Genomic DNA, 23,801 nt, shown 5'->3' with positions numbered 1-23,801 from the left:
CTCTTGAACGAGTCGAACGCCACCCGCCCCGCACCGTGGAACTTCCCCTCCAACGGCGCCGCCGCCTGCACCAGCTGACGGATCAGCGTCCCCAGGTCATCACTCGACCCACGCGACTTCGACGACAGCGTCGTCAGAACCTGCGACCCCATATCGAACTTCATCCAGACCCCCTACCGACCTCGACCGAGAACAAGAGTGCCGTCCATGCCTATCAACCCGACCGGACCCGAAGCAATCAGGTACCGAAAGCTGTGGACAGGCCGTGACATCCGGCCCTGCTCCCAGGTGATGACGGACTGACCACCCATGTGACCTGCGCCTCCCGTGTCCCCCCTGCACACGCTGGTCGTCACAGACACACGGAAGGCCGTGGCCGAAGGGATACGCGAGGCGCCGACGGAGTCCCGTCGGGTCGGCGGACGGGTGATCAGGCGCCGACCGCGACGAGTGAGCGGTGGTGCTTCGGGCTCTCCACCTCGTCGATCAGTGCCACCGCCAGATCCGCGTACGAGAAGCCGGCCGGGCCGCCGGTGTCCGGCAGGACCCGGTGGTCCCCCGTCCGGTACCGGCCCGTCCTGGACGCCTCGTCGTCGAGGAAGACGGGCGGCGGGGCGAGGACGAGCCAGTCGACGCCCGTCTCGGCGGCGCGCAGCACGTCGAGCGCCGCGGCATGCCCCAGAGAAAAGGCCCGGTGCTCCTGAGGTGTCCCGGGCGCGTCGTGTACCGCCACCCCGGGAGCGGTCTCCAGCGTGGAGCCGATCCCGAGGAAGACCAGCCGCCCGACCCCTGCCCTGGCCAGGCCGTCCAGCAGCGCGTGGGCCGCGCCCACGTAGAACTCCGTCGAGGGCACGTCGATCCTGGCCGCCGCGCCGATCGCCGCGTCGTGCCCGGCCGCGACCTCCGCGACACTGTCCGCCCTGGTCATGTCGCCCACCACCACGCGTACGCCGCCACCGGCCAGTTCCCGGTACGCGTCCGACGCCTGGTACGCGTCCCTGTCCCGCACCACCGCGGTCACCTGGTGCCCACGCGCCACCGCCTCGGCGACCGCCCGCCGCCCGGCCCGCCCTCCGGCCCCGAACACAACGATCCTGCTGCCACCCATGGGAATCCCTCTCGCCGGGGCCCGCTCCACGCGGGCCGGTGCGCCGGACGCTAGACCCCCGACCCATGGTTTCCGCAACGATAGTTACGTACGCTCGGGAGGTGAGCGAACCCCTCGATCCCGACATGTTCACCGGCTGCGCCCACGCCCCCACCCCGTTCCGGATCGGCGGCAAATGGACGCCGAGGATCATCCGGTGCCTGGAGTCCGGGCCCCGGCGCTTCAGCGAGCTGGAGATCCCGCTGCGCGGCATCACACCGAAGGTCCTGACGGAAACGCTCCGCGCGATGGAACGGGACGGCCTCCTCACCCGCACCGTCACGGACGGCACCCCGCCCCGGGTGGACTACGAACTGAGCGCGCTGGGGCACACGTTGCTCATCCCGCTGAACGCCTGCTGCGCCTGGGCGGCGACCCACCTCCCGGAACTCCTGGACGCGCGGGACGCGTACGAGAACACGGCACCGGTGTCCGGCGCGTCGTGACCCGTCAGCAGAGGTCCGGGCACTCCCCGGCGAAGCCCTGCGAGACGGGCTGCCACACGCCGTGCTCCTCGCGCGCGCTCAGCCGGTCCGCCTCCGCCGTGGCCTCGATGAGCCGGGCGGTGCTCAGGGGCACGGCCGCCTCGAAGACCCGGCCGAGGTGGTGGCAGTGCACCATCGGGCGGAGGCCCGGCGGGTAAGGCTCGTCGGCGACCGCGAAGAGGTCGGGCAGCCGCCACCCCAACGGGCCTGCCAGGGCGGATAGTTGCCGCGCCCGGTACGGGCCCGGGTCACAGCGCCGCACCATTGCGAGCAGTGTGCTGCGGGACAGCCCCAGGAAGGGCAGTTCGCGGAGGCCGAAGCCGCGGTTACGGAGCAGATCGCGGAGCACCGCGGCGACCCTCGTCGCGGCGGGCCGGTGTCCCGGCCACGTCGGCCGGACGAAGGGTTCCACCACCGCCGGACGCGGCAGCGAGCTGACAAACGCGCGCAGTTCGGCGAGTCGCGCGTGGTCGCAGTGGCCAGCGCTGTACGCGAACCGCCGCAGGGCCTCCGCGTCGCGCCCCGGGGGCAGCAGCTCCGTCGGCACCGGATGACCCGCGATGACAAGGAGGTCGGCGGCCGGTATGCCGAGTCCGGTGGCGAGTCCGGTCAGCCGCTGCGGGGCGGTGCCGGTTCCGTTCGCGACGAGACGCCTCAGGGTGGTAGTCCGTTCCATGCGGGGAACGTAACGGGTGCGCCACCGCCGCCCGCGCCCCGGACCACCCGTAACGCGCTCACAGCCCCTCGTCGCCCGGCACACCTCCGGCCAGCCGCAGCCCACGGCTCTCCGCGACGCGTACGACCTGCCGCAGCGACTCGCTCAGCCGGGCGGCGAGGAACCGGATCTGCGGCCCCGTCGACCGCTCGTCGGCCAGGAGGTCATCGGCATGCCCGAGCAGGTCGCCCGCCATGCCGAGCTGGACGCTCTCCATGTCGTCGGCCATCCGCGACACCAGCCCGCCCCCATCGCCCCCCGTCAGCAGATAACAGGGCTTGCCGCCCTCCCCCGTCCACGGCAGCAGCCGCGCCACGGGGGGCTCGGTGTCCGATCGTTCGGCCATCACGTATCGCTCCATCGCATCCCGCTCTCTTTCTGTAGTGAATCCATCACAGAGTGGGGTCGCGCGTCGCTACGCTGCCAGAGGGGCGGGGATGACGGCACACAGGTCAAGACGGGGAGTTGGACCGCATGACAACGAAACGAAGGCCGCGCACGCCACGCGAGAAGTACGGCGAGGAGCTGCGCCTCCGGCGCCTGGCCGCCGGGCTGACCCAGGAGGCCCTGAGCGAGATCATCGTCTGCTCACCGACACTGATCAGCCACTACGAAGCGGGGCGCCGGCTGCCGTCCCCGGAGGACGCCCGGCGGATCGACCGCGCGCTGGGGACGGACGGGTTCTTCGAGCGGTGGCTGGAGAACCTGGACACCACTTTCGCCCATTACTTCGCTGCGGTGGCCGAGCTGGAGCGCGAAGCTAGGGAGATCCGCCAGTATGGGGCGTCCCTGATTCCTGGCCTGCTCCAGACAAAGGCCTACTCCCGCGCGGTATTCGAGGCGTATCGCCCGAACTACTGCTCCGAAGAGCTTGACGAACTGGTCGTCAGCCGCGCCGAGCGCAGTCAACTGCTTGACCAGATGGCCACGCCGGTCGCCTGGGTGCTGCTTGATGAGGCCGCTCTCAGGCGACCCGTGGGCGGGCCGTCGGTGATGGCCGAGCAGCTCCACAGAATCGCAGACCTGGCCGACACCGGCCGTCTGCGTCTGCACGTACTGCCATTCGCCTCAGGAGCACACGCCCTCCTGGAGGGCATGCTCTACCTACTGTCCTTTGCCGACGCGGCCCCTGTGGCGTACATCGAGGGGCTTCACACCGGTCGTCTGCTGGATGATCCGACGCTGGTTGCGGCCTGTCACACGTCCTACACTCTCGCCCTGAGCGATGCGGCGCCACAACGGGAGTCAGTAGCGCTCATCAGGGCCATCGCGGAGGAACACGAACATGCACAGCACCAAGCCGACACTCGCTGACACCTCGTCCCCGAGCGGCTGGCACAAGTCCAGCTACAGCGGCGGAGCCAACGGCGAGTGCCTTGAAGTCGCCGTTGGTCACGCCTCGGTCCCCGTACGCGACAGCAAGAACCTTGCTGCCCCCACCCTCGACTTCTCGACGGGCAGTTGGTCGGCGTTCGTCGCGGCGGTCAAGGACGGCATCCTCACCGCCTGACGCGGACGGCAAACATCCCAGCGAGCCGGTCCCGGGCGGGACCGGCTCGCTCCGCACGACAACGCCTCCGTCAAGGCCGGTAGATGCACTCCGCGATGGTCGAGTGTTTCTTCCAGCCGAGCATCTCGTACAGCGCGCGGCCGGGGTCCGTCGCTCCGAGAACGCCCGCGTACGCACCCCGGACCACGGCCTGGTCGGCGAGCGTGCGCATCACGAGGCTCCCCAGGCCGCGCCGCCGATGGGCCTCGTCGGTCACCACCCGGTCCATCACCGCCGCCTCGCCGATGATCGCCGCCTGCCCCTGGGCCGCCGACCGGCCTGCCATGTCCCGCACATGTACGTGGACGACGCCGTCCACGTACTCGGCGGCCACGGCGTACCCCTCGGGCGTGCGCGGTTCCGTGACCGTCAGGTCGATGGCCATCAGATGGCCGGTCTCCTCCCGGGCCACCACCCATCCCGGCGTAAGCCAGGACCCGATCTCCTCCGGCTCGGCGGGCATCTTCATCCAGGTCCGCGGGACCGCCACCGCGGCAGCCGCGTCGCGAACCAGCGACTCCTCGGCCACCGGGAGGACATGGCGTCCCACTTCGGCCGGGTTGTCCGCGACCTCGATGTAGTACCCCCAGGGCCGCTCGACCGGCGGCGGCGTCCGCCGCGACACGGCCCAGCCCGCCACCCACGTCCTGACGGTGTCCGCCAGCATCGTGCCCTCCCGTCGCAGGGGCTGCGCCCGCAGCCCGCGTAATACCTGCAATACCCTTGCAGATATTACGCATGGCTGTGCCGTAAGGCATCGACTTTGGGTGCGTCTCTTACAGGCAGGCCGATGACCACCATCCAGCAGCCGACAGGCGGCAGGCGGCAGGCGGCAGGCGGCAGGCGGCAGGCGGCAGGCGAAGAGGTCAGGCGGCTGCGGCCGACGAGGACCCCAGCTCGCCGATGAGACGGCGGTAGGTCTCGAAGGCCGGTTTGTGCGTGTAGTCGTCACGCAGGAGGCCGAAATGAGAGAAGAGGCCGTCGGCGGTGCTGTCGGCGTCCCGCAGGGCGAAGAACGTGTAGCCGTCGATGGTGAGGTCGTCCGCGAGGGCGGCGACGGTCCGGACGACGGTTTCGAGGACCTCGGCCTGTCGCCGCTCGGAGCGATCGGGTCCGGTGGGCCAGCCGTTCTCGCAGATCCGGATCGGCACGGTGTCCGGGATGGCGGCCTTCGCCAGGTCGGTCCGCCGGAACGCGGTGAGGATGCCGGTGACCGCCGCCGCCAGCTGATGGGCGGCGACAGGGCGGAAGACGTCGGGGAAGAAGTCCAGGCCGACGTAGTCCAGGCTGGCCAGGAAGCGCGCGTCGGCCCGGACCGCGAGGTCGGACCAGAAGGTGTCGGCCGGGTTGAAGGTCGGTACGGCGTTGAAGCCGACCGCGAACGCGTGGCCCAGCGCGCGGGCCTCCTCCTTGGCGGCGACGACGCCCTGGACCAGGGCGTTCAGGACGTTCGGGCTGCTGCCGTCCAGGACGGGGAGGTCGGCGTTCGGTTCCTCGCAGATCTGGAGGGACGCCAGGTGCGGCCCGTGCCTACGGACGGCTTCGCGGACGAAATCGAGCCACCCGTCCAGTCGCCCCGACTGCTCCCGGAAGGGCAGTACGAGGTCGAGCGTGCGCCCTCGTTCCAGGTACTGCCACGGAGCAGCGGGGGTGGGCGGCTCCTGCGGTGCCGTGGCGGCGAAGGGCTGGTAGGCGCGGACGGACAGCGTGGGGCCCGCGCCCTGCAGCCGGTCGAGCGCGTCGGTGATGCGGTCCGGCAGGTCCGGCCGGACCGGGTGGACGATCCCGCGGTCGTCGCCCAGGAGGCCACCCGGATAGATGCCGAAGGTCAAGGCCATGACGTTACCCCTCCAGAAAATTTTGGTGTCACCACAATTTTGGGGTGACGCTACCATCTGGGCGTGGGACTTCGAGAGACCAAGAAGCAGCAGACCCGTACCGCGATCGCCGACGCGGCCCTGGAGTTGTTCCTGGAGCGCGGCTTCGACCAGGTCACGGTCGCCGACGTCGCGCGGCGGGCGGGGGTGTCCACCAACACCGCGTTCAACTACTTCGCGACCAAGGAGGACCTGTTCTTCGACCGCAGGGCCGAGGCCGAAGGCCATCTCGCCGCGCTCGTACGGGAGCGCGCGCCGGGCGCCTGCCCGGTGGAGACGGTCCGGGACGACCTGCTGGCCGCGCTGCGGGAGAACGAACCCATGCTGGGGCTGCACCCCGGCGCGATCAGGTTCTGGCGGGTCATCCACGACAGCCCCGCGCTCCGCGCCCGCGAGCGCGAGATCGGCGAGGGCGCCGAGGCCGCCTTGGCGGTGGCCCTGGCCGAGCACCCGCCCGCGCCCGCCACGGCCACGGGCGACACCGACTCCCTGACGCCCGTGCTGCTCGCGGGGGCCGTCGCCGGGACGCACCGGGCGGTCCTGCGCGAGATCCGGCGGCGCGTCATGTCCGGCGAACCCGCCGCACGCGTACGCGACACGGTCGCCCCGGCAGCGCTCCGCGCGTTCGACCGGCTGTGCCACGGACTGCACGCCGCGGGTGCGACGGATCGCCGTGTGCCGCATCCCTGACGTTCCTGGAGTGCACGACCAGCGGGTGCCGTCTGCCCCTGAACGGCCTGGGCGCCCGGAACGGCGGCGCGCCTTTCGGCCGCCTCGGCCCCCTGTCCCGGGGCCGCACGGAAACGCACGCGGCGCGGTGGCGTGTCACCGTCGGCGTACGCGGCCTGTCGCAGCCGGGCCGGGAGCGGTGACGCTCTCGCAGGAGGGCGCTGGGCATCCGCGGCGCTCGTGAGCCCGCTCCGGCCCGCTCACGTCTTACGGGAAGGCCTCCCGCCGGCCACGGCCGCCTTGCTCCTCAGCCGTAGCCGGTCGATGGTCCACGCGCCCAGACCGACCAGTAGGGCCGCTCCGGCCGCGTAGACCGGCAGCCACAGGGTCGTGGTGGCGGACAGGCAGTCGGCTACGGCGTCATGGCTCTGGACCTCCTGCGCCTGAGCCAGGGCGGCGGTGTCGCGACCGGCCAGGTCCCCCAGTGCCGCCTCCGCCCGCACGCTCGCGTAGGTGCCCAGCGCGGGACACCTGTCGCGGGTACCCGGCATCGGGAACAGCCACGCCCAGCGCTGGAGCATGGGGGCCAGCGCGATCGCCGCACACAACCCCACGACCAGCGCATACGCCACCAGGTTCCGCATATAGACAGAGCGGAGGCCGGGCGCCCATACCGGCATTCGGTAGAAGGAGAAGAGCACCGCGAGAAGCGTCGACCCAATGTACGTGGCGAACCACTGCCACGAACCCTGGGCGAGCGCGAAGGTCAGTACGGCGGCGAGGCCCATGCCGATGATCCCCGCCTGCCCCGGAGCGTCACGGCCCGCGCCGGTGGCTGCCGGACTCCGGTCACCTCGGGGGCTGGGCTCGTCCACGGTCTCTCCTGCCATCCTGGTCCGGCCACCAGCATCCAGGCGCCCCCCGCCGTCAGGCCGCAGCCATGCCGCACCCGCCCGGACGCCTGGCCCGGTTGGCGGCCCTCCCGCCGGCCGTCCCCTCGCGGCGGATCCATCAGCTGGCGGGCCCTCGGCCCGCTGAGGTGCCAGATGGTGTGAGAGCGCTGTGAGGCGGTGTGCTCAGCCGACCTGGCTTTCGCGGACGCCTCGGCCGCGAGCCGACGCCGACACCGGACCCGAAGAGCCCCTGCCGCGCCCCCCACCAGCCAGCGCGCCATCGCCCCGCTGCCCGCGGCCGTCAGGGCCAACCTGCCGCCCGACAGGCGCCCCTGCCGTCCGTCCCCCACTACGACCAGTTCCCGCGGCTCCGCCGCCCCGACCGCACCACCCCTCGAAGAGAAGAACGCCGTGCTCCTTCCCCGCCAGCGAGGAACCCAGCCATGAACACCTGCTCCCCGTTCTGGCCTACGCGGCCGACAGCGGACGGCGTCACCGCTCCAGGCCCCCAAGCGACCTGTTCCAGACGCCACTTGTACAGGGAAAACGCAACTTCGACACGGCCTCACCGAAGGCCTCGCCGCGCTCGCGCCGCTCACCATGGCCCGCTTCGCCCACGACGCGGGTATCCCCATCGAGGTCGAGTCCGAGTACCTTCCCGCCGCCCTTCTGGGACGCAACTGGTGCGGCGGGTTCCCCACGTAGGCGGACACTCCACCGCCGCTCCCGGCCGTCACGGCGATCCGTCCGGCGTTACGGGGCCTTCCCGTCCGCCCCCGTGCCGCACACGGGTGGGCGGGTTCGGCACCTGACGCCTCCGGTGTCGTCGGGAGGGCAGGTCCTGCCGGAGCATCCGGCGGGGCACGGGTGGAACACGAAATGGGGCCCGGTCAGATGACCGGACCCCCCTCGTTTTCCCCCACCGTCAGGCACTTCCCAGATCCCCCCAGATCCCTCCCCGGAAGCACCCGACGCAACGTATGACCCGGGTGGGGGCGGAAGGGTTGTACGGGGACGGGCGGCTTGACGATCTCTTTGCCTTGGAGGCAAGAAGGAGCTGTCAGCAGGCGTGCTCCGCGTAGCGGGCGGCCACCTCCGCGAGGACTTCGGTGCCGTCGCGGGACCAGAGGGTCTCGTTGAAGATCTCCACCTCGATCGGGCCGTCGAAGCCTGCGGCCTCGACCATCGAGCGGAAGGAACGGAAGTCCACCGAGCCGTCGCCGAGCTGGCCCCTGCCGAGCAGAACGCCCGCCGGGAGCGGGGTGATCCAGTCGGCGAGCTGGAAGGAGTGGATACGGCCGCCCGCGCCCGCTCGGGCGATCTGGGCGGGCGCCTGGTCGTCCCACCAGATGTGGTAGGTGTCGACGACCACCCCGACCTGTTCGGCCGGGAAGCGTTCCGCGAGGTCCAGCGCCTGGGAGAGCGTGGAGACGACGCAGCGGTCCGAGGCGAACATCGGGTGCAGCGGTTCGATGGCGAGGCGTACGCCCCGCTCGGCCGCGTACGGGGCGAGCCTGCCCACGGCGTCCGCGATGCGTTCCCGGGCGCCGTAGAGGTCCTTGTCCCCGGCGGGGAGGCCGCCGGAGACGAGGACCAGGGTGTCGGTGGACAGGGCCGCCGCCTCGTCGATCGCGGCACGGTTGTCGTCCAGGGCGCGGGCGCGTTCCGCCGGGTCCGGCGCGGTGAGGAAGCCGCCCCGGCAGAGGCTGGTGACGGTGAGACCGTGGTCGGCGAGGAGGGCGGCGGTGCGTTCGACGCCGTACTCCTGGACGGGGGCACGCCACAGGCCCACCTTGTCGATGCCCGCCCTGGCGCAGCCCTCGGCCAGTTCGGGCAGCGACCACTGCTTGATGGTCTCCTGGTTGATGGAGAGACGGCCGTCGCTCATCGGGTTCCTCCGTTGACCGTGAGGAGTGCGCGCATCCGGGACTCGGCCAGTTCCGGGTCGGGGAACAGACCCTGCCGGTCGGCGAGTTCGTACGCCTTCGCCAGGTGCGGCAGCGAGCGGGCGGACTGGAGGCCGCCGACCATGGTGAAGTGGTCCTGGTGCCCGGCCAGCCAGGCGAGGAACACCACGCCCGTCTTGTAGAAGCGGGTGGGGGCCTGGAAGAGGTGGCGGGACAGCTCGACCGTGGGGTCGAGGAGGTCCCGGAAGCCCTGGACGTCGCCGGTGTCCAGCACCCGGACCGCGTGGGCGGCCAGCGGGCCCAGTGGGTCGAAGATGCCGAGCAGCGCGTGGCTGAAGCCGTGGTCGTCGCCCGCTATCAGCTCGGGGTAGTTGAAGTCGTCGCCGGTGTAGCAGCGGACCCCGCCGGGGAGGCGGCGGCGCACGTCGATCTCCCGTTCGGCGTCCAGGAGGGAGATCTTGATGCCGTCGACCTTGTCCGGGTGCTCCGCGATGACCTTGAGGAAGGTGTCGGTGGCCGCGTCGAGGTCGAAGGAGCCCCAGTAGCCGTCGAGCGCGGGGTCGAACATCGGGCCCAGCCAGTGCAGGACGACCGGTTCGGTGGCCTGGCGCAGCAGGTGGGCGTACGTCTCCAGGTAGTCCTCGGGGCCGTTCGCCGCCGCGGCGAGTGCGCGGGAGGCCATCAGGATGGCCTGGGCGCCGCTCTCCTCGACGAGCGCGAGCTGCTCCTCGTACGCGGCGCGGACCTCGGCGAGGGTGGCGGGGCCGGTGAGCTGGTCGGTGCCGACGCCGCAGGCGATGCGGCCGCCGACCGCCTTCGCCTCGGCGGCCGAGCGGCGGATCAGCTCGGCCGCTCCGGCCCAGTCCAGGCCCATGCCGCGCTGGGCGGTGTCCATCGCCTCGGCGACGCCCAGGCCGTGCGACCAGAGGTGGCGGCGGAAGGCGAGCGTGGCGTCCCAGTCGACCGCGGCCCGGGAGTCCGGGCTGATGTCGGCGTACGGGTCGGCCACGACGTGGGCGGCGGAGAAGACCGTGCGCGAGGCGAGCGGGCTGCCGCCGGGGGCCAGGCCGAGCGGGGTGGTGCGGGGCTCGTAGGGGCCCTGCGGGAGGTGGATGGTCATACGCGGATCAGCTCCGATGCGCGGTGCGGGAAGCGGGCCGTCACAGGGACAGTTCCGGGACGTCGAGGCGGCGGCCGTCCGCGTGGGACTTCAGGCCCAGTTCGGCGAGCTGCACACCGCGCGCACCGGCCATCAGGTCCCAGGTGTAGGGCTCGTCGAGGACGACGTGGCGCAGGAACAGCTCCCACTGGGCCTTGAAGCCGTTGTCGAAGACCGCGTTGTCGGGGACCTCCTGCCACTGGTCGCGGAAGGACTCGGTGACGGGGAGGTCGGGGTTCCAGACCGGCTTGGGGGTGGCGGAGCGGTGCTGGACGCGGCAGTTGCGCAGCCCGGCGACGGCGGAGCCGTGCGTACCGTCGACCTGGAACTCGACCAGTTCGTCACGGTTGACACGGACGGCCCAGGAGGAGTTGATCTGGGCGACGGCGCCGCTCTCCAGCTGGAAGACCCCGTACGCGGCGTCGTCGGCGGTGGCGGCGTACGGCTTGCCCTGCTCGTCCCAGCGCTGCGGGATGTGCGTCTGGACGTGCGCCTGGACGGTGGTGACCCGGCCGAACAGCTCGTGGAGCACGTACTCCCAGTGCGGGAACATGTCGACGACGATGCCGCCGCCGTCCTCCGCGCGGTAGTTCCACGAGGGGCGCTGGGCCTCCTGCCAGTCGCCCTCGAAGACCCAGTAGCCGAACTCCCCGCGGACGGAGAGGATCTCGCCGAAGAAGCCGCCGTCGATGAGGCGCTTCAGCTTGAGCAGGCCCGGCAGGAAGATCTTGTCCTGGACGACGCCGTGCTTGATGCCCGCGTCCCGGGCGATCCGGGCCAGCTCCAGGGCGCCTTCGACGTCGGTGGCGGTGGGCTTCTCGGTGTAGATGTGCTTGCCCGCCGCGATCGCCTTCTTGATCGCGTCCACCCGGGCCGAGGTGACCTGGGCGTCGAAGTAGATGTCGATGCTGTCGTCGGCGAGGACGGCGTCGAGGTCGGTCGACCACTCGGTCAGGCCGTGCCGGGCGGCCAGCTCCTCCAGCGCGTGGGCGCGGCGGCCGACGAGCACCGGCTCCGGCCACAGGACGTCCCCGTTGCCGAGGTCGAGGCCGCCCTGCTCGCGGATCGCGAGGATCGAGCGCACCAGGTGCTGCCGGTACCCCATGCGACCCGTCACGCCGTTCATGGCGATGCGCACTGTCCTGCGTGTCACGAAACTTCCTCCCACATCATCGGCGCCCTCTTCGTAGCAAGCGCTTTCTATACGGAGGGACGCTAGCCTGCCGACAGCGGCGCGGACAAGAGGGCCCGGCCCGAAACCCTCGGAGGAAAGCGATGACGGTCACCCTGGCGGATGTGGCGGCGCGCGCCCGGGTGTCACCGGCCACCGTCTCGCGGGTGCTGAACGGCAACTACCCGGTGGCGACCGCCACCCGGGAGCGGGTGCTGCGCGCGGTGGACGAGCTGGACTACGTGCTCAACGGCCCGGCCAGTTCGCTGGCGGCGGCCACGTCCGACCTGGTCGGCATCCTGGTCAACGACATCGCGGACCCGTTCTTCGGGATCATGGCGGGGGCTGCGCAGACCGAGATCGGCGGGCCCGGGGACGGTTCGGGCCGGGCGGGCGGCGAGAAGCTGGCGGTGGTCTGCAACACGGGCGGCTCCCCCGAGCGCGAGCTGACCTACCTCACCCTGCTCCAGCGCCAGCGTGCCGCCGCCGTCGTCCTGACCGGCGGCGCGGTGGAGGACCCGGAGCACCAGGCCGCGGTCGCCGCCAAGCTGACCCGGCTGGCGGACGCGGGCACCCGGGTCGTGCTGTGCGGGCGGCCCCCGCTGCCGGACGGCTCCGCGGTCGTCGCGGCGCTCGCCTTCGACAACCAGGGCGGCGGGCGACGGCTCACCGAGCACCTTCTCTCCCTCGGCCACCGCCGCATCGGCTATGTCGCGGGCCCGCTGGAGCGGACGACGACCCGGCACCGGCTGGAGGGCCACCGCGAGGCGATGCGCTCGGCGGGGCTCGCCGGTGACGTGGACCGGCTGACCGTGCACGGCCCCTACGACCGCCGCTCCGGCTACGACGCCACGCTCGAACTCCTGCGCCGCGAACCGGAGGTGACCGCGGTGGTCGCCGCCAACGACACGGTGGCACTGGGCGCGTGCGCGGCGGTACGGGACCGGGGGCTGGGCATTCCCGGGGACGTGTCGGTGGCGGGCTTCGACGACCTGCCGTTCTCGGTGGACGCGGTCCCGGCGCTGACGACCGTACGGCTGCCGCTGTCCGAGGCGGGCGCGCGGGCGGGACGCCTCGCGATGGGCAAGGAGAACCCGCCGCCCGGGGGCATCGCGACGATCGCCGCGGAGCTGATGGTGCGGGGGTCCACGGCACCGCCCCGGGAGCGGTAGCCGGAACGTGCCCTAGGGTCTTTCGTTTGGATCAGGCTGGATCAGGGAGCGGGGGCTGGTGCGTGCAGCTGCAAGGCGGAGGAAGGAGCCGACGCGGAGCGTCGGTGACTGACGACAACGCGGCAGATGTGCGTGCCGGCCCCCCGCGAGCCCGGCATGATCCAAACGAGAGGCCCTAGCGCGGGCCGGAGCGGCATGGCGGTCCGGGTCTCAGCGGAAAGCCGGGCCGCCCTAGCGCGAGTGGGCCGCCACAGCCGTCCGGATCTCACCAGAGAGCCAGGCCGCCCTAACGCGGGTGAGCCGCCACAGCCGTCCGGATCTCGGCGGAGAGCTGGGCCGCGTCCTCGGTGTAGCCGGTGAGCAGCAGCCGGCCGCCTTCCCGGGGGCGGATGACCAGGTGGACGTTCCAGCCCATGAGCCGCCCCAGGGCGTGGTTCTGCCCGCGCTCGACCGTGCCGCGGATCTCCGTCCAGGGCAGCACCCGGGTCTCCCCGGTCCGCCGGTAGACCAGTCCTTGTTCGCGCAGGACGAAGACCTCACCGTGCCGTCGCAGGGTCCGCAGGCCGTTGGAGACCCCGCCGTAGACGCCGATGAGCGCCGCGCCCCACAGCAGACCGGCGACCTGGGTGCCCTCGCCGTTCTGCTCGAAGACGGCGAAGGTCACCGGGACGGCGATGCCCAGGACAGCCAGTCCGATCAGCAGGACGCAGATCGCGACGCGCCCCCGGCGCGTGTTGTCTGTCGGATGGTTACGGACGAACGCGCCCAGCGCGCGCTCAGCTTCCCTGCTCATCGATCCCCCGCCGAAGTCTCTTCCGAACCGAAGTCCCCGCCGTACGGGCCTAGTTGTACGACCCACGGCGCCCACCGGTCTGTGGGACCGTCAGTCTGCGGGACCGGCGGGCAGGCGTTCAAGGGCCCCTGGGCCCGCGAGGGCGCGGGCGGAAAGATGGGGGTGTTGCACCCATGCCCGCCAAGGCCGCCGCCGGAAGGATGGGGCGTGGCGGACCGGTAGTGCCGGCGCCGGACCGAGGAGGTGCGATGGCGAAGATCCAGACGGGTGGCGGCGAGCGGCCGGGTGTCACTTCCGCGGCACGTCCGGCCGCGACAGCGGGCCCCTCCGCCGACGCGGTCGGCCTGCTGGAGGCCGAGCGGCCGGTGACGGACGGGCTCCCCCCGGCCGACGGCCCGTGGTGGCGGCCCGCGCTGACGGAGGACGGGCCAGCGGAGGGCACGCGCCCCGAACAGGCCCCGGACTGGGCGGTGTTCGTCGAGGAAATGGTCGCCGCCGCGCCCGAGCGGGCGGCGATCGGTGACCGGAAGGACCTGCCGGGGCTGCGCGGCTTCGAGTACGTCCTGGCCCCGTTCACCGCCTGCGCGGCGCGACGAGCGCGGCACGGGCTGCCCCAGCGGCTGGACCGGTGGGCCGATCTGGACACCGTGCACGCTGACTTCGAACGCCACCTCTCACGGCGGCTGGCCCGTCAGGCCGCCCGGACCCTGGTCCTGGAGCTGCACACGGCGCGCCGCGAGGGACGGCTGACCGGGCACGGCCCCGAGGAGCGGTACGCCGACTTCCTTCGGCTCACCGGCGCCCGGTCCGGGCTGGCCGCGCTCTGCGCCGCGTACCCCGTGCTGGCCCGCATCCTGGCCCGTACCGCGCTCGACGCCGCCGCCGCGCTCACCGAGATGCTGGTCCGGTACGCCACCGACCGGTCCACGCTGCCCGGCGTCCGCGACCCCCGGGGCGCTTCGGCCGGGGAGAGCAGGCTGGTGGGTGTCGAGCCCGGCGCCGGGGACGGCCACCGGGGCGGGCGGACCGTGATGCTGCTCCGGTTCGAGAACGGTGCCCGGCTCGTCTACAAGCCCCGTCCGCTCGCCGCCCACCGGCACTTCAACGAGCTGGTCCAGTGGTTCAACACCCTGCCCGGCAGCCCCGGGCTGCGCACCCTGGCCCTGCTGGACCGGGGCCCGTACGGCTGGGTGGAGTTCGTCGCGGAACGGCCCTGCCGCACGGCCCGCCAGGTCGAGTCCTTCTACCGGCGCCAGGGCGCGCTGCTGGCCCTGCTGCACGTACTGGACGGCACCGACCTGCACCACGAGAACCTGATCGCGGACGGCGAGTATCCCGTACTCGTCGACGTCGAGACGCTGTTCCACCCGCCGTTGCTCGCCGCGGCCTCGGACGATCCGGCGGCCCGCGCCCTGCACGGTTCGGTGCACCGGGTGGGGCTGCTGCCACAGCTGCTCGTCGGGGACGAGTCGGCGCTCGACATGTCCGGGATCGGTGGCGGACAGGCGGCCGAATCCCCGGTGCGCGGCGTGGACTGGGCCGACGCGGGGACGGACCGGATGCGGCTGGTGCGCCGGGCGGCGAGGTTCGGCGGCTCGGCGAACCGGCCCCGGCTGACCGGCACGGCCGCCGACCCGTCCGCCTACACCCGCGCCCTGTGCGCCGGATTCCGCGCCGGATACACGGCGCTCATGGAAGCCCGCGCCGAACTGCTGCGCACCGGCGGCCTGCTGGACCGGTTCGCCCATGACGAGGTACGGGTGGTGGCGCGCCCCACCTGGATCTACGCCTCGCTCCTGGACGAGTCGACGCACCCGGACCTGATGAAGGACGCCGCCGAACGGCACCAGGTGCTCACGCTGCTCGGCACCGACACCCTGGGCTCCGCCTCGCTGCCCGGCCTCCTGGACGAGGAGGTCGCCCAGCTGTGGGCGGGTGACGTCCCGCTGTTCACCGCCCTGCCCGAGCGCACCGACCTGTGGAGCGGGAACGGCCGGCTGCTCCCCGGCACCCTCGTCCGCACCGGCCTCGACCTGGTCCGCACGAAGCTGGCGGCGATGGACACCGTGGACCGGCACGACCAGGAGCGGATCATCCGGGCCGCGATGGTGACCACCTCGCGCGAGCCCGCACACGCCTCGCGTCCCGGACCACGCCGTGCCCGTACCGCCGCGACCGCCCCAGAGCCGGAGCAACTGCTCGCGGCGGCCCGGTCGGTCGGTGACGAGCTGGTGTCCCAGGGCTATCTGGGACCGGCCCGGCTGAACTGGATCGGCCTGGAGCTGCTCGACGAGCGGTACTGGCGGCTGGCGCCGATGGCCGCCGACCTGGCGGGCGGCTACACCGGTACGGCGTGCTTCCTCGCCCAGCTCGCCGCGCTGACCGGGGCCGACCGGTACGCATCCGCCGCCCGGTCCGCGCTCGCACCGCTCGCCGGACTGCTGGACAGCCTGCACGCCCGCCCGGACGACCTGGGCCCGGTGGGCTCGGGCGCCTTCGCCGGACTGGGCGGGATCGCCTACGCGCTGGCCCAGGTCTCGGACATCCTGGACGATCCGCGTCTGGCCGGACTGGTGGCACCCGCACTGCGGCTCACCGGAGCGGCGGCCGTCGCGGAACGGGAGCGCGGGGTGCGCGCGGGCACGGCCGGCGGGCTGGCCACGCTGGTCACCGGGTACCGGGTCACCGGCCGGGACGATGTGTGGCGGGCTGCGGAACGCTGTGCCGGGGCGCTGCACGAGGCGCCGCTGCCCGGGGCGCCCGGCTTCACCGACGGGTCCGCCGGGATCGGCTGGGCGCTGCTGCGGTTCGCCGAGGCGGGCGGCGGCGAGGCGTACCGCGCTTCGGGGCTCGCCGCTTTGCGGGCCGCGACCGGCGCCGCGGACCGGGGCGTCTCCTGGTGCCGGGGCCGGACGGGTGTGGCGCTGGCCGTGCTGGACAGCCCGGCGGCCCGAGCCGACCCGGAGCTGTCCGGCTGGGCTCACCGGGCCGCGGCGGACATCGCGGGGGCCGAGCCGCCACCGGACGACAGCCTGTGCCACGGCGAGCTCGGCGTCCTCGAACTGCTGCGCCTGGGCGAACCGGCGGGGGCCCGCACCCGCTGGGTGGAGCGGGCCGGAGCGCTGCTCGCGGCGGCCGACCGTACCGAGCCACGCTGCGGAACACCCGGACAGGTACCGCATCCGGGGCTGCTGACCGGGCTCGCGGGTATCGGGCACGGGCTGCTGCGGGCGGGGTTCCCCGACCAGGTTCCGTCGGTGCTGCTGCTCGGCGGGCCGTAGACCGTCTCTCCCTCACCTCCTCCGTACCACCTCACGCAACAAACAACCTCCCACGAGAACAAGCGAACACGAGAAGAGGCAGACCATGCAGACCACCGAAGCCACCGCCCTGCGCGCCAGCGAGTTCGACCACTCCCGCGACGAGCACCCCGTCGGCGGGATCGCCCTGGGTGCGGGCGGCAGGCTCGGGCTGCGGAGCAGAATCCTCGGCTCCACCGACACCGTCGGCGAGAACACCGGGGACCTGCCGTGGACCACGATGACCTGGAACTGAAACCAGAAATCCGGCCAATCTCGTTTGAGATCAAGCGATTTGGCGCGCTGACCGGTGGTCAGTCGCTCAAGTAGCCTGCGTCCATGCGTGCCACTTCGTCGGTGATTGTCGGGCGTGTCGCTGAGACCGGCCTGTTGAGCAACGCCCTGGACTCCGCGTCGCGGGGTTCGGGCCGGGCCGTCCTGTTCGTCGGGGAGGCAGGCATCGGAAAGTCCCGGCTGGCAGGCGAGTGCGCCTACCGGGCGTACGAGCGGGGCATGCCGGTGCTGCGCGGGCGGGCCACGTCGACGGGTCTGGTGGTGCCGTTCCGCCCGCTGATCGAGGCGTTGTCGTCGCGGTTCCGGGCGGCCGGAACGCCCACCGATCCGGAGCTGGACCCGTACCGTCCGGCGCTGGCCCGGCTGGTGCCGGAGTGGCGCCAGGGGTCCGCGCCCGGCTATCCGGAGACGGTGGTCGAGCTGGCCGAGGCGCTGCTGCGGCTGCTGTCGGTGCTCGGCCAGGAGCACGGCTGCGTGATCCTGCTGGAGGATCTGCACGACTCCGACACCGAGACCATCGCGGTGGTGGAGTACGTCATCGACAACGTGGCGGACCTGCCGGTGCTGCTGCTGGGGACGTTGCGCCCGGAGCCCGGTGTCGCACTCGACCTGGTGCGCTCGGCGGAGCAGCGGCAGGTCGCCACGGTGCGGGAGCTGGCGCCGCTCGGTGCCGCGGACGTACGGGAGATGGCCGCCTCGTGTCTGGAGGCCGCCCCGGACGAGGTGCCGCAGGCCACCCACGAACGGCTGGCGGGGCGGGCGGGCGGCAACCCGTACCTGGTGGAGGTGCTGCTCGCCGATCTGCTGGACTCGGGGCAGCTGCGCCGGACCGGCGACCGGTGGGAGGAGCACGTCAACCCGGACGCGTCGGTGCCGACCGGGGTGGTGCGCAGCTGGTCGCGGCGGCTGGACCGGTTCGACGAGCCGGTGCGCGAGCTGCTGCTGTGCGCGGCGACGCTGGGCAACCGGTTCTCGGTCACCGTGCTCCAGATCGTCACCGGCTTCGACGACCGTACGCTCTTCAGCCATCTGCGCTCCGCCGTGGAGGCGAACATCATCGCCCCCGACGGGGCGGACCCCGACCGCTACACCTTCCGGCACGCGCTGACCGCCGAGGCGCTGGTCGCGTCGCTGGCCCCGGCGGAGCGGGCGGCGACGGCCCGCCGCGCGGCCCTGTCCCTGGCCGGGGTGGAGAGCCAGCTCGGCGACGAGCAGCGGCAGTTGATGGCGACGCTGCAACTGGCCGGGGGCGACCGGCACGGTGCCGCGCGCCAGTTCGCCGGGGCCGGGCGGCGGATGCTGGCGGCGGGCGCGTCCGGCTCGGCGGTGACCCTGCTGGAGCGGGCCCGCTCGCTCGCCCACGAGAGCGATCTGCGGGGCATCACGGAGTCCCTCGCGGTCGCCCACGCGGAGGCCGGTGAGCTGGACACGGCGCTGGCGCTGACCGCGGAGCTGCCCCCGGTGCCGCCGCGCTCCGACGCCGCCGAGCAGCGCGGCGAGGCCCACATACGGATCGCCTGGGCGGCGGTGATGGCGGAGCGGGTGGACGAGGCGGCCGGGCAGATCCGCAGCGCGCGGAGCATGCTCGGGGCGGCCGTCCGGCCCGAACTGGAGGCGGCGCTCGACGTGGTGGAGGGGCACCTGGCGCTGCTGCCCGGCCGGGCGGGTGACGAGCGGCAGGAGCGTGCGCAGGAGGCCGCGCGCCGGGCCGCCGCCGTCGCGGAGGAGCGGAGCCTGCCCGTGGTGGCCTGCCAGGCCTGGCAGTTGCTGGCGCTGCTGGCCCGGGAGCGCGGCTTCGACGAGGCCGACGCGTGCCTGGAGCGGATGCTCGCGGTCTCCGAGCAGCACGCCCTGCCGGTGTGGCGGGTGGAGGCGCTGGTCCGGCTCGGCGCCAACACGTTCATGCGGACCGGCGACCCGGCCCGGCTGGAGACGGCCCGCACCGCCGCCCAGTCGCTGGGCGCGCTGGTGCCGACGCAGACCGTGGACGGGCTGCTCGCCATGAACGCGGTGATGCGGGGCGAATGGGACGGGGCGCACGCGATCATCGAGCGGTCGGTGGCGGCCAGTGCCCGGGTCCGCAATCTGGGGGCGCACCGCTATCTGCTGCTCTCCTCGGCGGCGCTCGCCGCGCACCGGGGCCGAAGACGGGACCTGGACCGGGCGATGGTCCGGTTCCGCCGGGCAGGCGGCGAGGAGTCCTTGCTCGTGCCGCTGCAGCTGGGGCTGTGCCGGACCTTCGCGGCGCTGCTGGAAGAGGACCGCGCCGGTGCGCTGAAAGCGCTGGACACCTCACTGGCCTGGGAGCGTGAGCATCCCAGCTTCTTCTACCTGAGCGGGCGTTACGGTCTGCGTCCGCTGCTGCGGATCATCGAGAGGTGCGGCGGACTGGGCGGCCGGGCGGAGCTGAACGCGATCCTGGCGAGCCCCGGCGCGGATCTGGCCTGGAACCAGTTGTTCCTGCGGCTGGCCGAGGGCGTCCTGCACGGCCGGGCGGGTGACACGGACCTGGCCGTGCGGGTGGTCGGGGCGGCGTTCGACGAGGCCGCCGCCTTCCCGCTCGCCCGCCATCTGGGGCTGCGGCTGGTCGCCGGGGCGGCGCTGACCGAGGGCTGGGGCGAGCCGGTGAGCTGGCTGCGGGCGTCGGAGGAGTACTTCTACGGTGCGGGCATCCAGCCCGTCGCCGCGGCCTGCCGGGCGGCGCTGCGGCAGGCGGGGGCCAGCGTGGGCCAGCACCGGGGCGGCTGGGACCGCATCCCGGCGCTGCTGCGGACGAACGGGGTGACACCGCGCGAGTACGAAGTCTTCGTGCTGCTGGCGGAGCGGCCGGGAAACCAGCAGATCGCGCGGCGGCTGTCGATCTCGCCGCGCACGGTGGAGAAGCACATGGCGAGCCTGCTGAGCAAGACGGGCCGCGCCGACCGGGCGTCGCTCTGCGAGTTCTCCGCCGAGTGCGCGGCCGAACGCGACTAGGCACTGTGTTCACGCTGCCGTCGTCCGGCCGGAGGCCGGACGGGGCGGGTCCGGACGGGGCGGGGCAGGGTCCGGTGCGTGCGAGCGCGAGGCGGAGGAGGGAAGTGTGGCGAGGCTGTGGCTTCGCCATGGCGAGTGACGACGAGGCGGCCCGGCGCGGGACCGGGGCACGCAAGCCCGGGACGCGAGCCCGGGACCGGGGCGCTCAAGCCCGAGACGCGCGGGACCGGGGCACGCGGGACCGGAACCCGTAAGCCCGGGACGCAAAGCCCGGGACGCGCGGGACCAGGGCGCTCAAGCCCGGGACGCGAGCCCGGAACCCGCAAGCCCGGAACCCGCAAGCCCGGGGCGCTCAAGCCCGGGACGCGCGGGACCGGGACCGGGGCACGCGGGTTCTGGAGCACGCGGGATCCGGGCGCGTGAGCCCGGCGTGATCCGGACGACGGGATCCGGGGCGAGCGCGCCGTTGTGGGGGTGTGCGGGCGCAACATGGGGGTGTGGGGCGGATTTGGGCGGGTGCCGCTACGGAAGATGCGGGTCCGGCACCGATGCGGGGACCGCCCGCGACGGCGGACCATCCAGGAGTACGGTCGGCAGCCTGTGTGCCCGCCCCGGTTCTTCGGAGGTCCGCCCATGCCCCGAACCCCCGTCCCTACCCGCGCCCCGTCGGCCGGTGCGCTGAGCCTGTCGGTCCTCGGTCCGCTCTCCGGCCGACGGGACGGGCGGCCGCTGGCGCTCGGGCCGCGCAAGCAGCGGCTGGTCCTCGCCATGCTGCTGAGCCGGCCGAACACACCGGTTCCGGTGGATGTGCTCACCGACGCGGTGTGGCCGGACGATCCGCCGCGCACCGCGCGCAAGAACCTCCAGGTGTACGTCAGTTCCGCCCGGACGCTGCTCGGCGCGTGGTGCCCCGCGGGGCCGGACGGCCGGGGCGCGGAACGGCTGGCGCACTCCTGCGGCGGCTATCTGCTGCGGGTCGGCGAGGACGAGCTGGACAGCCTGCTCTTCCGGTCGCTGGCCGCGGCGGCCCGCCGGGCCGCCGACGACGGCGATCAGCGCGCCGCGGCCGGCCTGCTGCGCCGGGCGCTGGACCTGTGGCAGGGCCCGCCGCTGCACGACCTGCGCGACTCGCCGGAGGTGGCCGCGGAGGCGGAGCGGCTGGAGGCCCGCTGTCTGACCGTGCACGAGGACTGGGCCGAGACGGAGATCGCGCTGGGGCGGGCCTCCGCCGTGGTGGACGGGTTGCGGGACCTCGCCGAACGGCACCCCTCGCGCGAACGCGTCCGGGCCGCGTGGATGGACGCCCTGCACCGGACCGGCCGCCGGGCCGAGGCACTCGCCGTGTACGACGACTACCGCCAGCTGCTGGCCCGGGAGCTGGGCCTGGAGCCGGGAGCCGCCATCGCCGCCCGGCACCGGGCGATGCTGACCGGCCGGAGCGCCCCGGACCGGGCGGGGAACACGCCCCCGGCCCGCCGCTCCCCCGTACTGCGGGCCGTCCTGCCCGCCGAGGTGTCCGACTTCACCGGCCGGGGCGAACAGCTGCGGGAACTCCTGGACGTCCTGGGTCCGGAGGGTGGCCGGGTCGTCGCTGTCACCGGGGCCGCCGGGACGGGGAAGACGGCGCTCGCGGTGCGGGCGGCGCATCTGCTGGCGGAACGGTTCCCGGACGGCCGCGTCCATGTCCGGCTCCGCGACGAACGGGGGGCGGTGCGCCCCGCCGGGGAGATCGTCGGCGAGCTGGCCCGGCTGACCGGCGGCCCGGACCCGGCGGAGCCGATGACCGACGCGGAGCACTGGTTCCACTGGCTGGCCGCGCGCCGCGCGCTGGTCGTGCTCGACGACGTACCGGACGAGTCGGCGGTACGGGCCCTGCTGCCGGGCACCGGGGGCAGTTCGTTCGTGCTGACCGCGCGGGGACAGCTGGCCGGGCTCGCGCCGGTGCACCGGATCGCGCTGCCGCCGCTGGCCCCGGCCGAGGCGCTGGCGCTGCTGGGGCGGCTGATCGGGCCGGGGCGGGTGGGGCTGGACCGGGCCGCCGCGCTGCGGATCGCCGACGCCTGCGGGCTGCTCCCGCTGGCGGTCCGGGTGAGCGGGATGCGGCTGGCGGTGCTGCGCCATCTGCCGCTGGCCGAGTACGCGGAACGGCTGGCCGATCCGGCAGGGGTGCTGGACGAGCTGGTGGCGGGTGACATCTCGGTGCGCGCCCGACTGGCCTCCGGCTGGCAGGACCTGTCGCCAGGGAGCGGCCGGGCGCTGGCCCTGCTGGCCTCCGCCGTCCGCGAGGGGCCGTTCACCCTGCCGGAGGCGATGGCGGCGCTCGGCTGCGGGGAGCGGCAGGCGCTGCGGGCGGTGGAGTCGCTGATCGACGCCGGTGCGGTGTCCTCCCCCAGCGGCGAGGTCACCGCGCACTGCGTGCTGTACGAACTGCCGCGCCTGATCGGCCTGTACGCCCGCGAGTGCGCGCCCGTGCCGGTCGGCACGCACCCGTAGCCCGTCCGCCCGTGCCCGTGCCGGGCGCGCGGTCGCGTCCCGCGTGAGCCCCGTCGCGCAAGGGCCGGTCCTCCGGGCAGCACGGGCACGGGCGACGCCCACGGCCGCGAACAGCGCCGCCCCGCCGGGCGGCGCGTCGTCGTGGGCGAACGCGCGACTGGACCGTCCGCCTCTCGCCGAACCCGCAATCGCCACCGTCCACGCCACGGACGAGGAGCCGCGGTGGACGGGCCGGCGGCGCTCTGGGACTCGCGCGGACCGGCTTCCGGGCAATAGCCCCTTCGTCCCTTGCGGTTGAAGGGATCACCGCCTTGTTCATACCTCCGGGTTCATGCCTTCGGCGGTATCATCCGTCCCACGTCCCGTGCACCAAGTCCGTGACGGAGGCCGCACCTGTGAACGTCGTTACCCTGCTCCCCTTGGTTCTGCTGGTCGGCGCGGTGTTCCTCCTCGCCGTGACGTCCCGGAGCAGGCGTCGCACCTACACGGCGCACGCCCAGCGTGAGACCGAGTTCCTCGCGGCACTGCCGCCCCCGACCATCTCACCGGGGCATCAGGATGTGCTGGCTCTCGAAGCCCTGGACCACCTGTGCGTCCTGAGCGGCAGCACGCCCGAAGTGTTCGTGGACATGGGCGACTACTTCGCCCGGCGCGGGTGGAACGCCGGGGACGTGCACCAGCTCATGGGGCGCCTCTCCGGTCTGGGGCTGGCCCACCAACTGGTCACCGCCAGCCATCCCTTCAATCCGTACCGGTACCGGGCGACATCAGCGGGAGTGAGGGAGAACATGGCGAATTCCGGCCGCAGGGCCAATGCTCCGCACATCAGCCTCACCCAGAATTCGGAACAGGGCGACAACAACATCAACGCGGTCTTCGGCGGCACCGGCAACGCCTCGATGCACCAGACCCGTCAGGACGAGGTGCGGGACATCCACCAGCAGCTGGCACAGCGGCTCCGCGAAGAGGCCGCCCACGCCACACCGGTGGAGGCGGACACTGCCGAGAGCCACGCGGAGAACCTGGAATCGGCCCTCGCCACCGGGAACGCCGAGGCCCGCGACGCGGCGGTCGGCAGGATTCAGAGGTTCCTGCGGACCGTGGGCAGTGGATTCCAGGCCAGCCAGCAACTGCTCGCCCTCCTCGGACTGCCCGGCTCCTGAAGAAAGACCGGCGCGGCCGGGCGTTCCGCAGCACCGCGCCGT

The 23,801-nt window shown here is 73.2% G+C and carries 20 protein-coding genes and 1 pseudogene; 11 read left to right on the top strand and 10 right to left on the bottom strand.

Going from position 1 to position 23,801, the window contains the following annotated elements:
- Positions 1 to 430 precede the first annotated feature (430 nt).
- Positions 431 to 1,108 (bottom strand): NAD(P)-dependent oxidoreductase, encoded by a 678-nt coding sequence (locus tag ACFVWY_RS19615; protein ID WP_389873804.1) that lies wholly within the window; start codon positions 1,106 to 1,108, stop codon positions 431 to 433.
- Between the two features lie 101 nt (positions 1,109 to 1,209).
- On the opposite strand from ACFVWY_RS19615, the gene ACFVWY_RS19610 reads away from it, so the two are divergent.
- Positions 1,210 to 1,593: a winged helix-turn-helix transcriptional regulator gene (locus ACFVWY_RS19610; protein ID WP_389873801.1), complete on the top strand. Its 384-nt coding sequence runs from the start codon at positions 1,210 to 1,212 to the stop codon at positions 1,591 to 1,593.
- A gap of 4 nt (positions 1,594 to 1,597) precedes the next feature.
- Here ACFVWY_RS19610 and ACFVWY_RS19605 read toward each other — a convergent pair whose 3' ends face one another.
- Positions 1,598 to 2,308, bottom strand: a complete 711-nt coding sequence (locus ACFVWY_RS19605) for a hypothetical protein (protein WP_389873798.1) — start codon at positions 2,306 to 2,308, stop codon at positions 1,598 to 1,600.
- A 58-nt stretch (positions 2,309 to 2,366) separates the two neighbouring features.
- Positions 2,367 to 2,693 carry a hypothetical protein gene (locus tag ACFVWY_RS19600; RefSeq protein WP_389873795.1) on the bottom strand — a complete coding sequence of 109 codons (327 nt, stop codon included), beginning with the start codon at positions 2,691 to 2,693 and terminating at the stop codon, positions 2,367 to 2,369.
- Between the two features lie 128 nt (positions 2,694 to 2,821).
- On the opposite strand from ACFVWY_RS19600, the gene ACFVWY_RS19595 reads away from it, so the two are divergent.
- Together ACFVWY_RS19595 and ACFVWY_RS19590 are read left to right on the top strand one after the other, a co-directional pair.
- On the top strand, positions 2,822 to 3,661 hold the full coding sequence (locus ACFVWY_RS19595) for a Scr1 family TA system antitoxin-like transcriptional regulator (RefSeq protein WP_389873792.1): 840 nt from the start codon (positions 2,822 to 2,824) through the stop codon (positions 3,659 to 3,661).
- Complete coding sequence (locus ACFVWY_RS19590) at positions 3,633 to 3,857, top strand: DUF397 domain-containing protein (RefSeq protein ID WP_389873789.1); 225 nt, start codon at positions 3,633 to 3,635, stop codon at positions 3,855 to 3,857. The genes ACFVWY_RS19595 and ACFVWY_RS19590 overlap by 29 nt, the downstream gene beginning before the upstream one ends.
- Positions 3,858 to 3,927: 70 nt before the next feature.
- Here ACFVWY_RS19590 and ACFVWY_RS19585 read toward each other — a convergent pair whose 3' ends face one another.
- Both ACFVWY_RS19585 and ACFVWY_RS19580 read right to left on the bottom strand, forming a co-directional pair.
- Positions 3,928 to 4,563, bottom strand: a complete 636-nt coding sequence (locus ACFVWY_RS19585; protein WP_389873787.1) for a GNAT family N-acetyltransferase — start codon at positions 4,561 to 4,563, stop codon at positions 3,928 to 3,930.
- Positions 4,564 to 4,762: 199 nt separating this feature from the next.
- Entirely contained in the window at positions 4,763 to 5,734 is a 972-nt protein-coding gene (locus tag ACFVWY_RS19580) for a hypothetical protein (RefSeq protein WP_389873784.1), read from the bottom strand.
- Between the two features lie 63 nt (positions 5,735 to 5,797).
- Between ACFVWY_RS19580 and ACFVWY_RS19575 the strand changes: the two genes are divergently transcribed.
- Positions 5,798 to 6,463, top strand: a complete 666-nt coding sequence (locus ACFVWY_RS19575; protein WP_389873781.1) for a TetR/AcrR family transcriptional regulator — start codon at positions 5,798 to 5,800, stop codon at positions 6,461 to 6,463.
- A gap of 239 nt (positions 6,464 to 6,702) precedes the next feature.
- Here the strand turns inward: ACFVWY_RS19575 and ACFVWY_RS19570 are convergent, their stop codons facing one another.
- Positions 6,703 to 7,317 carry a hypothetical protein gene (locus tag ACFVWY_RS19570; RefSeq protein ID WP_389873779.1) on the bottom strand — a complete coding sequence of 205 codons (615 nt, stop codon included), beginning with the start codon at positions 7,315 to 7,317 and terminating at the stop codon, positions 6,703 to 6,705.
- A gap of 585 nt (positions 7,318 to 7,902) precedes the next feature.
- On the opposite strand from ACFVWY_RS19570, the pseudogene ACFVWY_RS19565 reads away from it, so the two are divergent.
- Positions 7,903 to 8,040 (top strand): annotated as a pseudogene (locus tag ACFVWY_RS19565) (Imm49 family immunity protein); the annotation flags it as partial.
- Between the two features lie 355 nt (positions 8,041 to 8,395).
- On the opposite strand, the gene ACFVWY_RS19560 reads toward ACFVWY_RS19565, so the two are convergent.
- The 3 genes from ACFVWY_RS19560 to ACFVWY_RS19550 are packed head-to-tail and all read right to left on the bottom strand — an operon-like array spanning position 8,396 to position 11,554.
- Positions 8,396 to 9,223 (bottom strand): sugar phosphate isomerase/epimerase family protein, encoded by an 828-nt coding sequence (locus ACFVWY_RS19560; protein ID WP_389873777.1) that lies wholly within the window; start codon positions 9,221 to 9,223, stop codon positions 8,396 to 8,398.
- A complete protein-coding gene (locus ACFVWY_RS19555) occupies positions 9,220 to 10,362 on the bottom strand; it encodes a dihydrodipicolinate synthase family protein (RefSeq protein WP_389873775.1) in 1,143 nt (380 codons plus the stop codon). The genes ACFVWY_RS19560 and ACFVWY_RS19555 overlap by 4 nt, the downstream gene beginning before the upstream one ends.
- A 40-nt stretch (positions 10,363 to 10,402) precedes the next feature.
- The gene (locus tag ACFVWY_RS19550; RefSeq protein WP_389873773.1) at positions 10,403 to 11,554 is read right to left on the bottom strand and encodes a Gfo/Idh/MocA family protein; all 1,152 of its coding nucleotides are present in this window, start codon (positions 11,552 to 11,554) and stop codon (positions 10,403 to 10,405) included.
- A gap of 122 nt (positions 11,555 to 11,676) precedes the next feature.
- Between ACFVWY_RS19550 and ACFVWY_RS19545 the strand changes: the two genes are divergently transcribed.
- The gene (locus tag ACFVWY_RS19545) at positions 11,677 to 12,744 is read left to right on the top strand and encodes a LacI family DNA-binding transcriptional regulator (protein ID WP_389873771.1); all 1,068 of its coding nucleotides are present in this window, start codon (positions 11,677 to 11,679) and stop codon (positions 12,742 to 12,744) included.
- Between the two features lie 286 nt (positions 12,745 to 13,030).
- Here ACFVWY_RS19545 and ACFVWY_RS19540 read toward each other — a convergent pair whose 3' ends face one another.
- Entirely contained in the window at positions 13,031 to 13,537 is a 507-nt protein-coding gene (locus tag ACFVWY_RS19540) for a hypothetical protein (protein ID WP_389873768.1), read from the bottom strand.
- Between the two features lie 248 nt (positions 13,538 to 13,785).
- Here ACFVWY_RS19540 and ACFVWY_RS19535 point away from each other — a divergent pair, with 248 nt between their 5' ends.
- From ACFVWY_RS19535 to ACFVWY_RS19515, 5 genes are all read left to right on the top strand, one after another.
- Entirely contained in the window at positions 13,786 to 16,818 is a 3,033-nt protein-coding gene (locus tag ACFVWY_RS19535) for a type 2 lanthipeptide synthetase LanM family protein (protein WP_389873765.1), read from the top strand.
- Between the two features lie 85 nt (positions 16,819 to 16,903).
- Complete coding sequence (locus tag ACFVWY_RS19530; protein WP_389873763.1) at positions 16,904 to 17,092, top strand: hypothetical protein; 189 nt, start codon at positions 16,904 to 16,906, stop codon at positions 17,090 to 17,092.
- Between the two features lie 83 nt (positions 17,093 to 17,175).
- Positions 17,176 to 20,103 carry an AAA family ATPase gene (locus ACFVWY_RS19525; RefSeq protein WP_389873760.1) on the top strand — a complete coding sequence of 976 codons (2,928 nt, stop codon included), beginning with the start codon at positions 17,176 to 17,178 and terminating at the stop codon, positions 20,101 to 20,103.
- Between the two features lie 633 nt (positions 20,104 to 20,736).
- Positions 20,737 to 22,596: a BTAD domain-containing putative transcriptional regulator gene (locus ACFVWY_RS19520; RefSeq protein WP_389873758.1), complete on the top strand. Its 1,860-nt coding sequence runs from the start codon at positions 20,737 to 20,739 to the stop codon at positions 22,594 to 22,596.
- A 395-nt stretch (positions 22,597 to 22,991) separates the two neighbouring features.
- On the top strand, positions 22,992 to 23,759 hold the full coding sequence (locus ACFVWY_RS19515) for a hypothetical protein (protein ID WP_389873756.1): 768 nt from the start codon (positions 22,992 to 22,994) through the stop codon (positions 23,757 to 23,759).
- Positions 23,760 to 23,801 lie beyond the last annotated feature (42 nt).

It is taken from the genome of Streptomyces sp. NPDC058195, from assembly GCF_042883525.1.
GTDB lineage: Bacteria > Actinomycetota > Actinomycetes > Streptomycetales > Streptomycetaceae > Streptomyces.
This window is presented reverse-complemented; position numbering and strand designations above follow the sequence as displayed.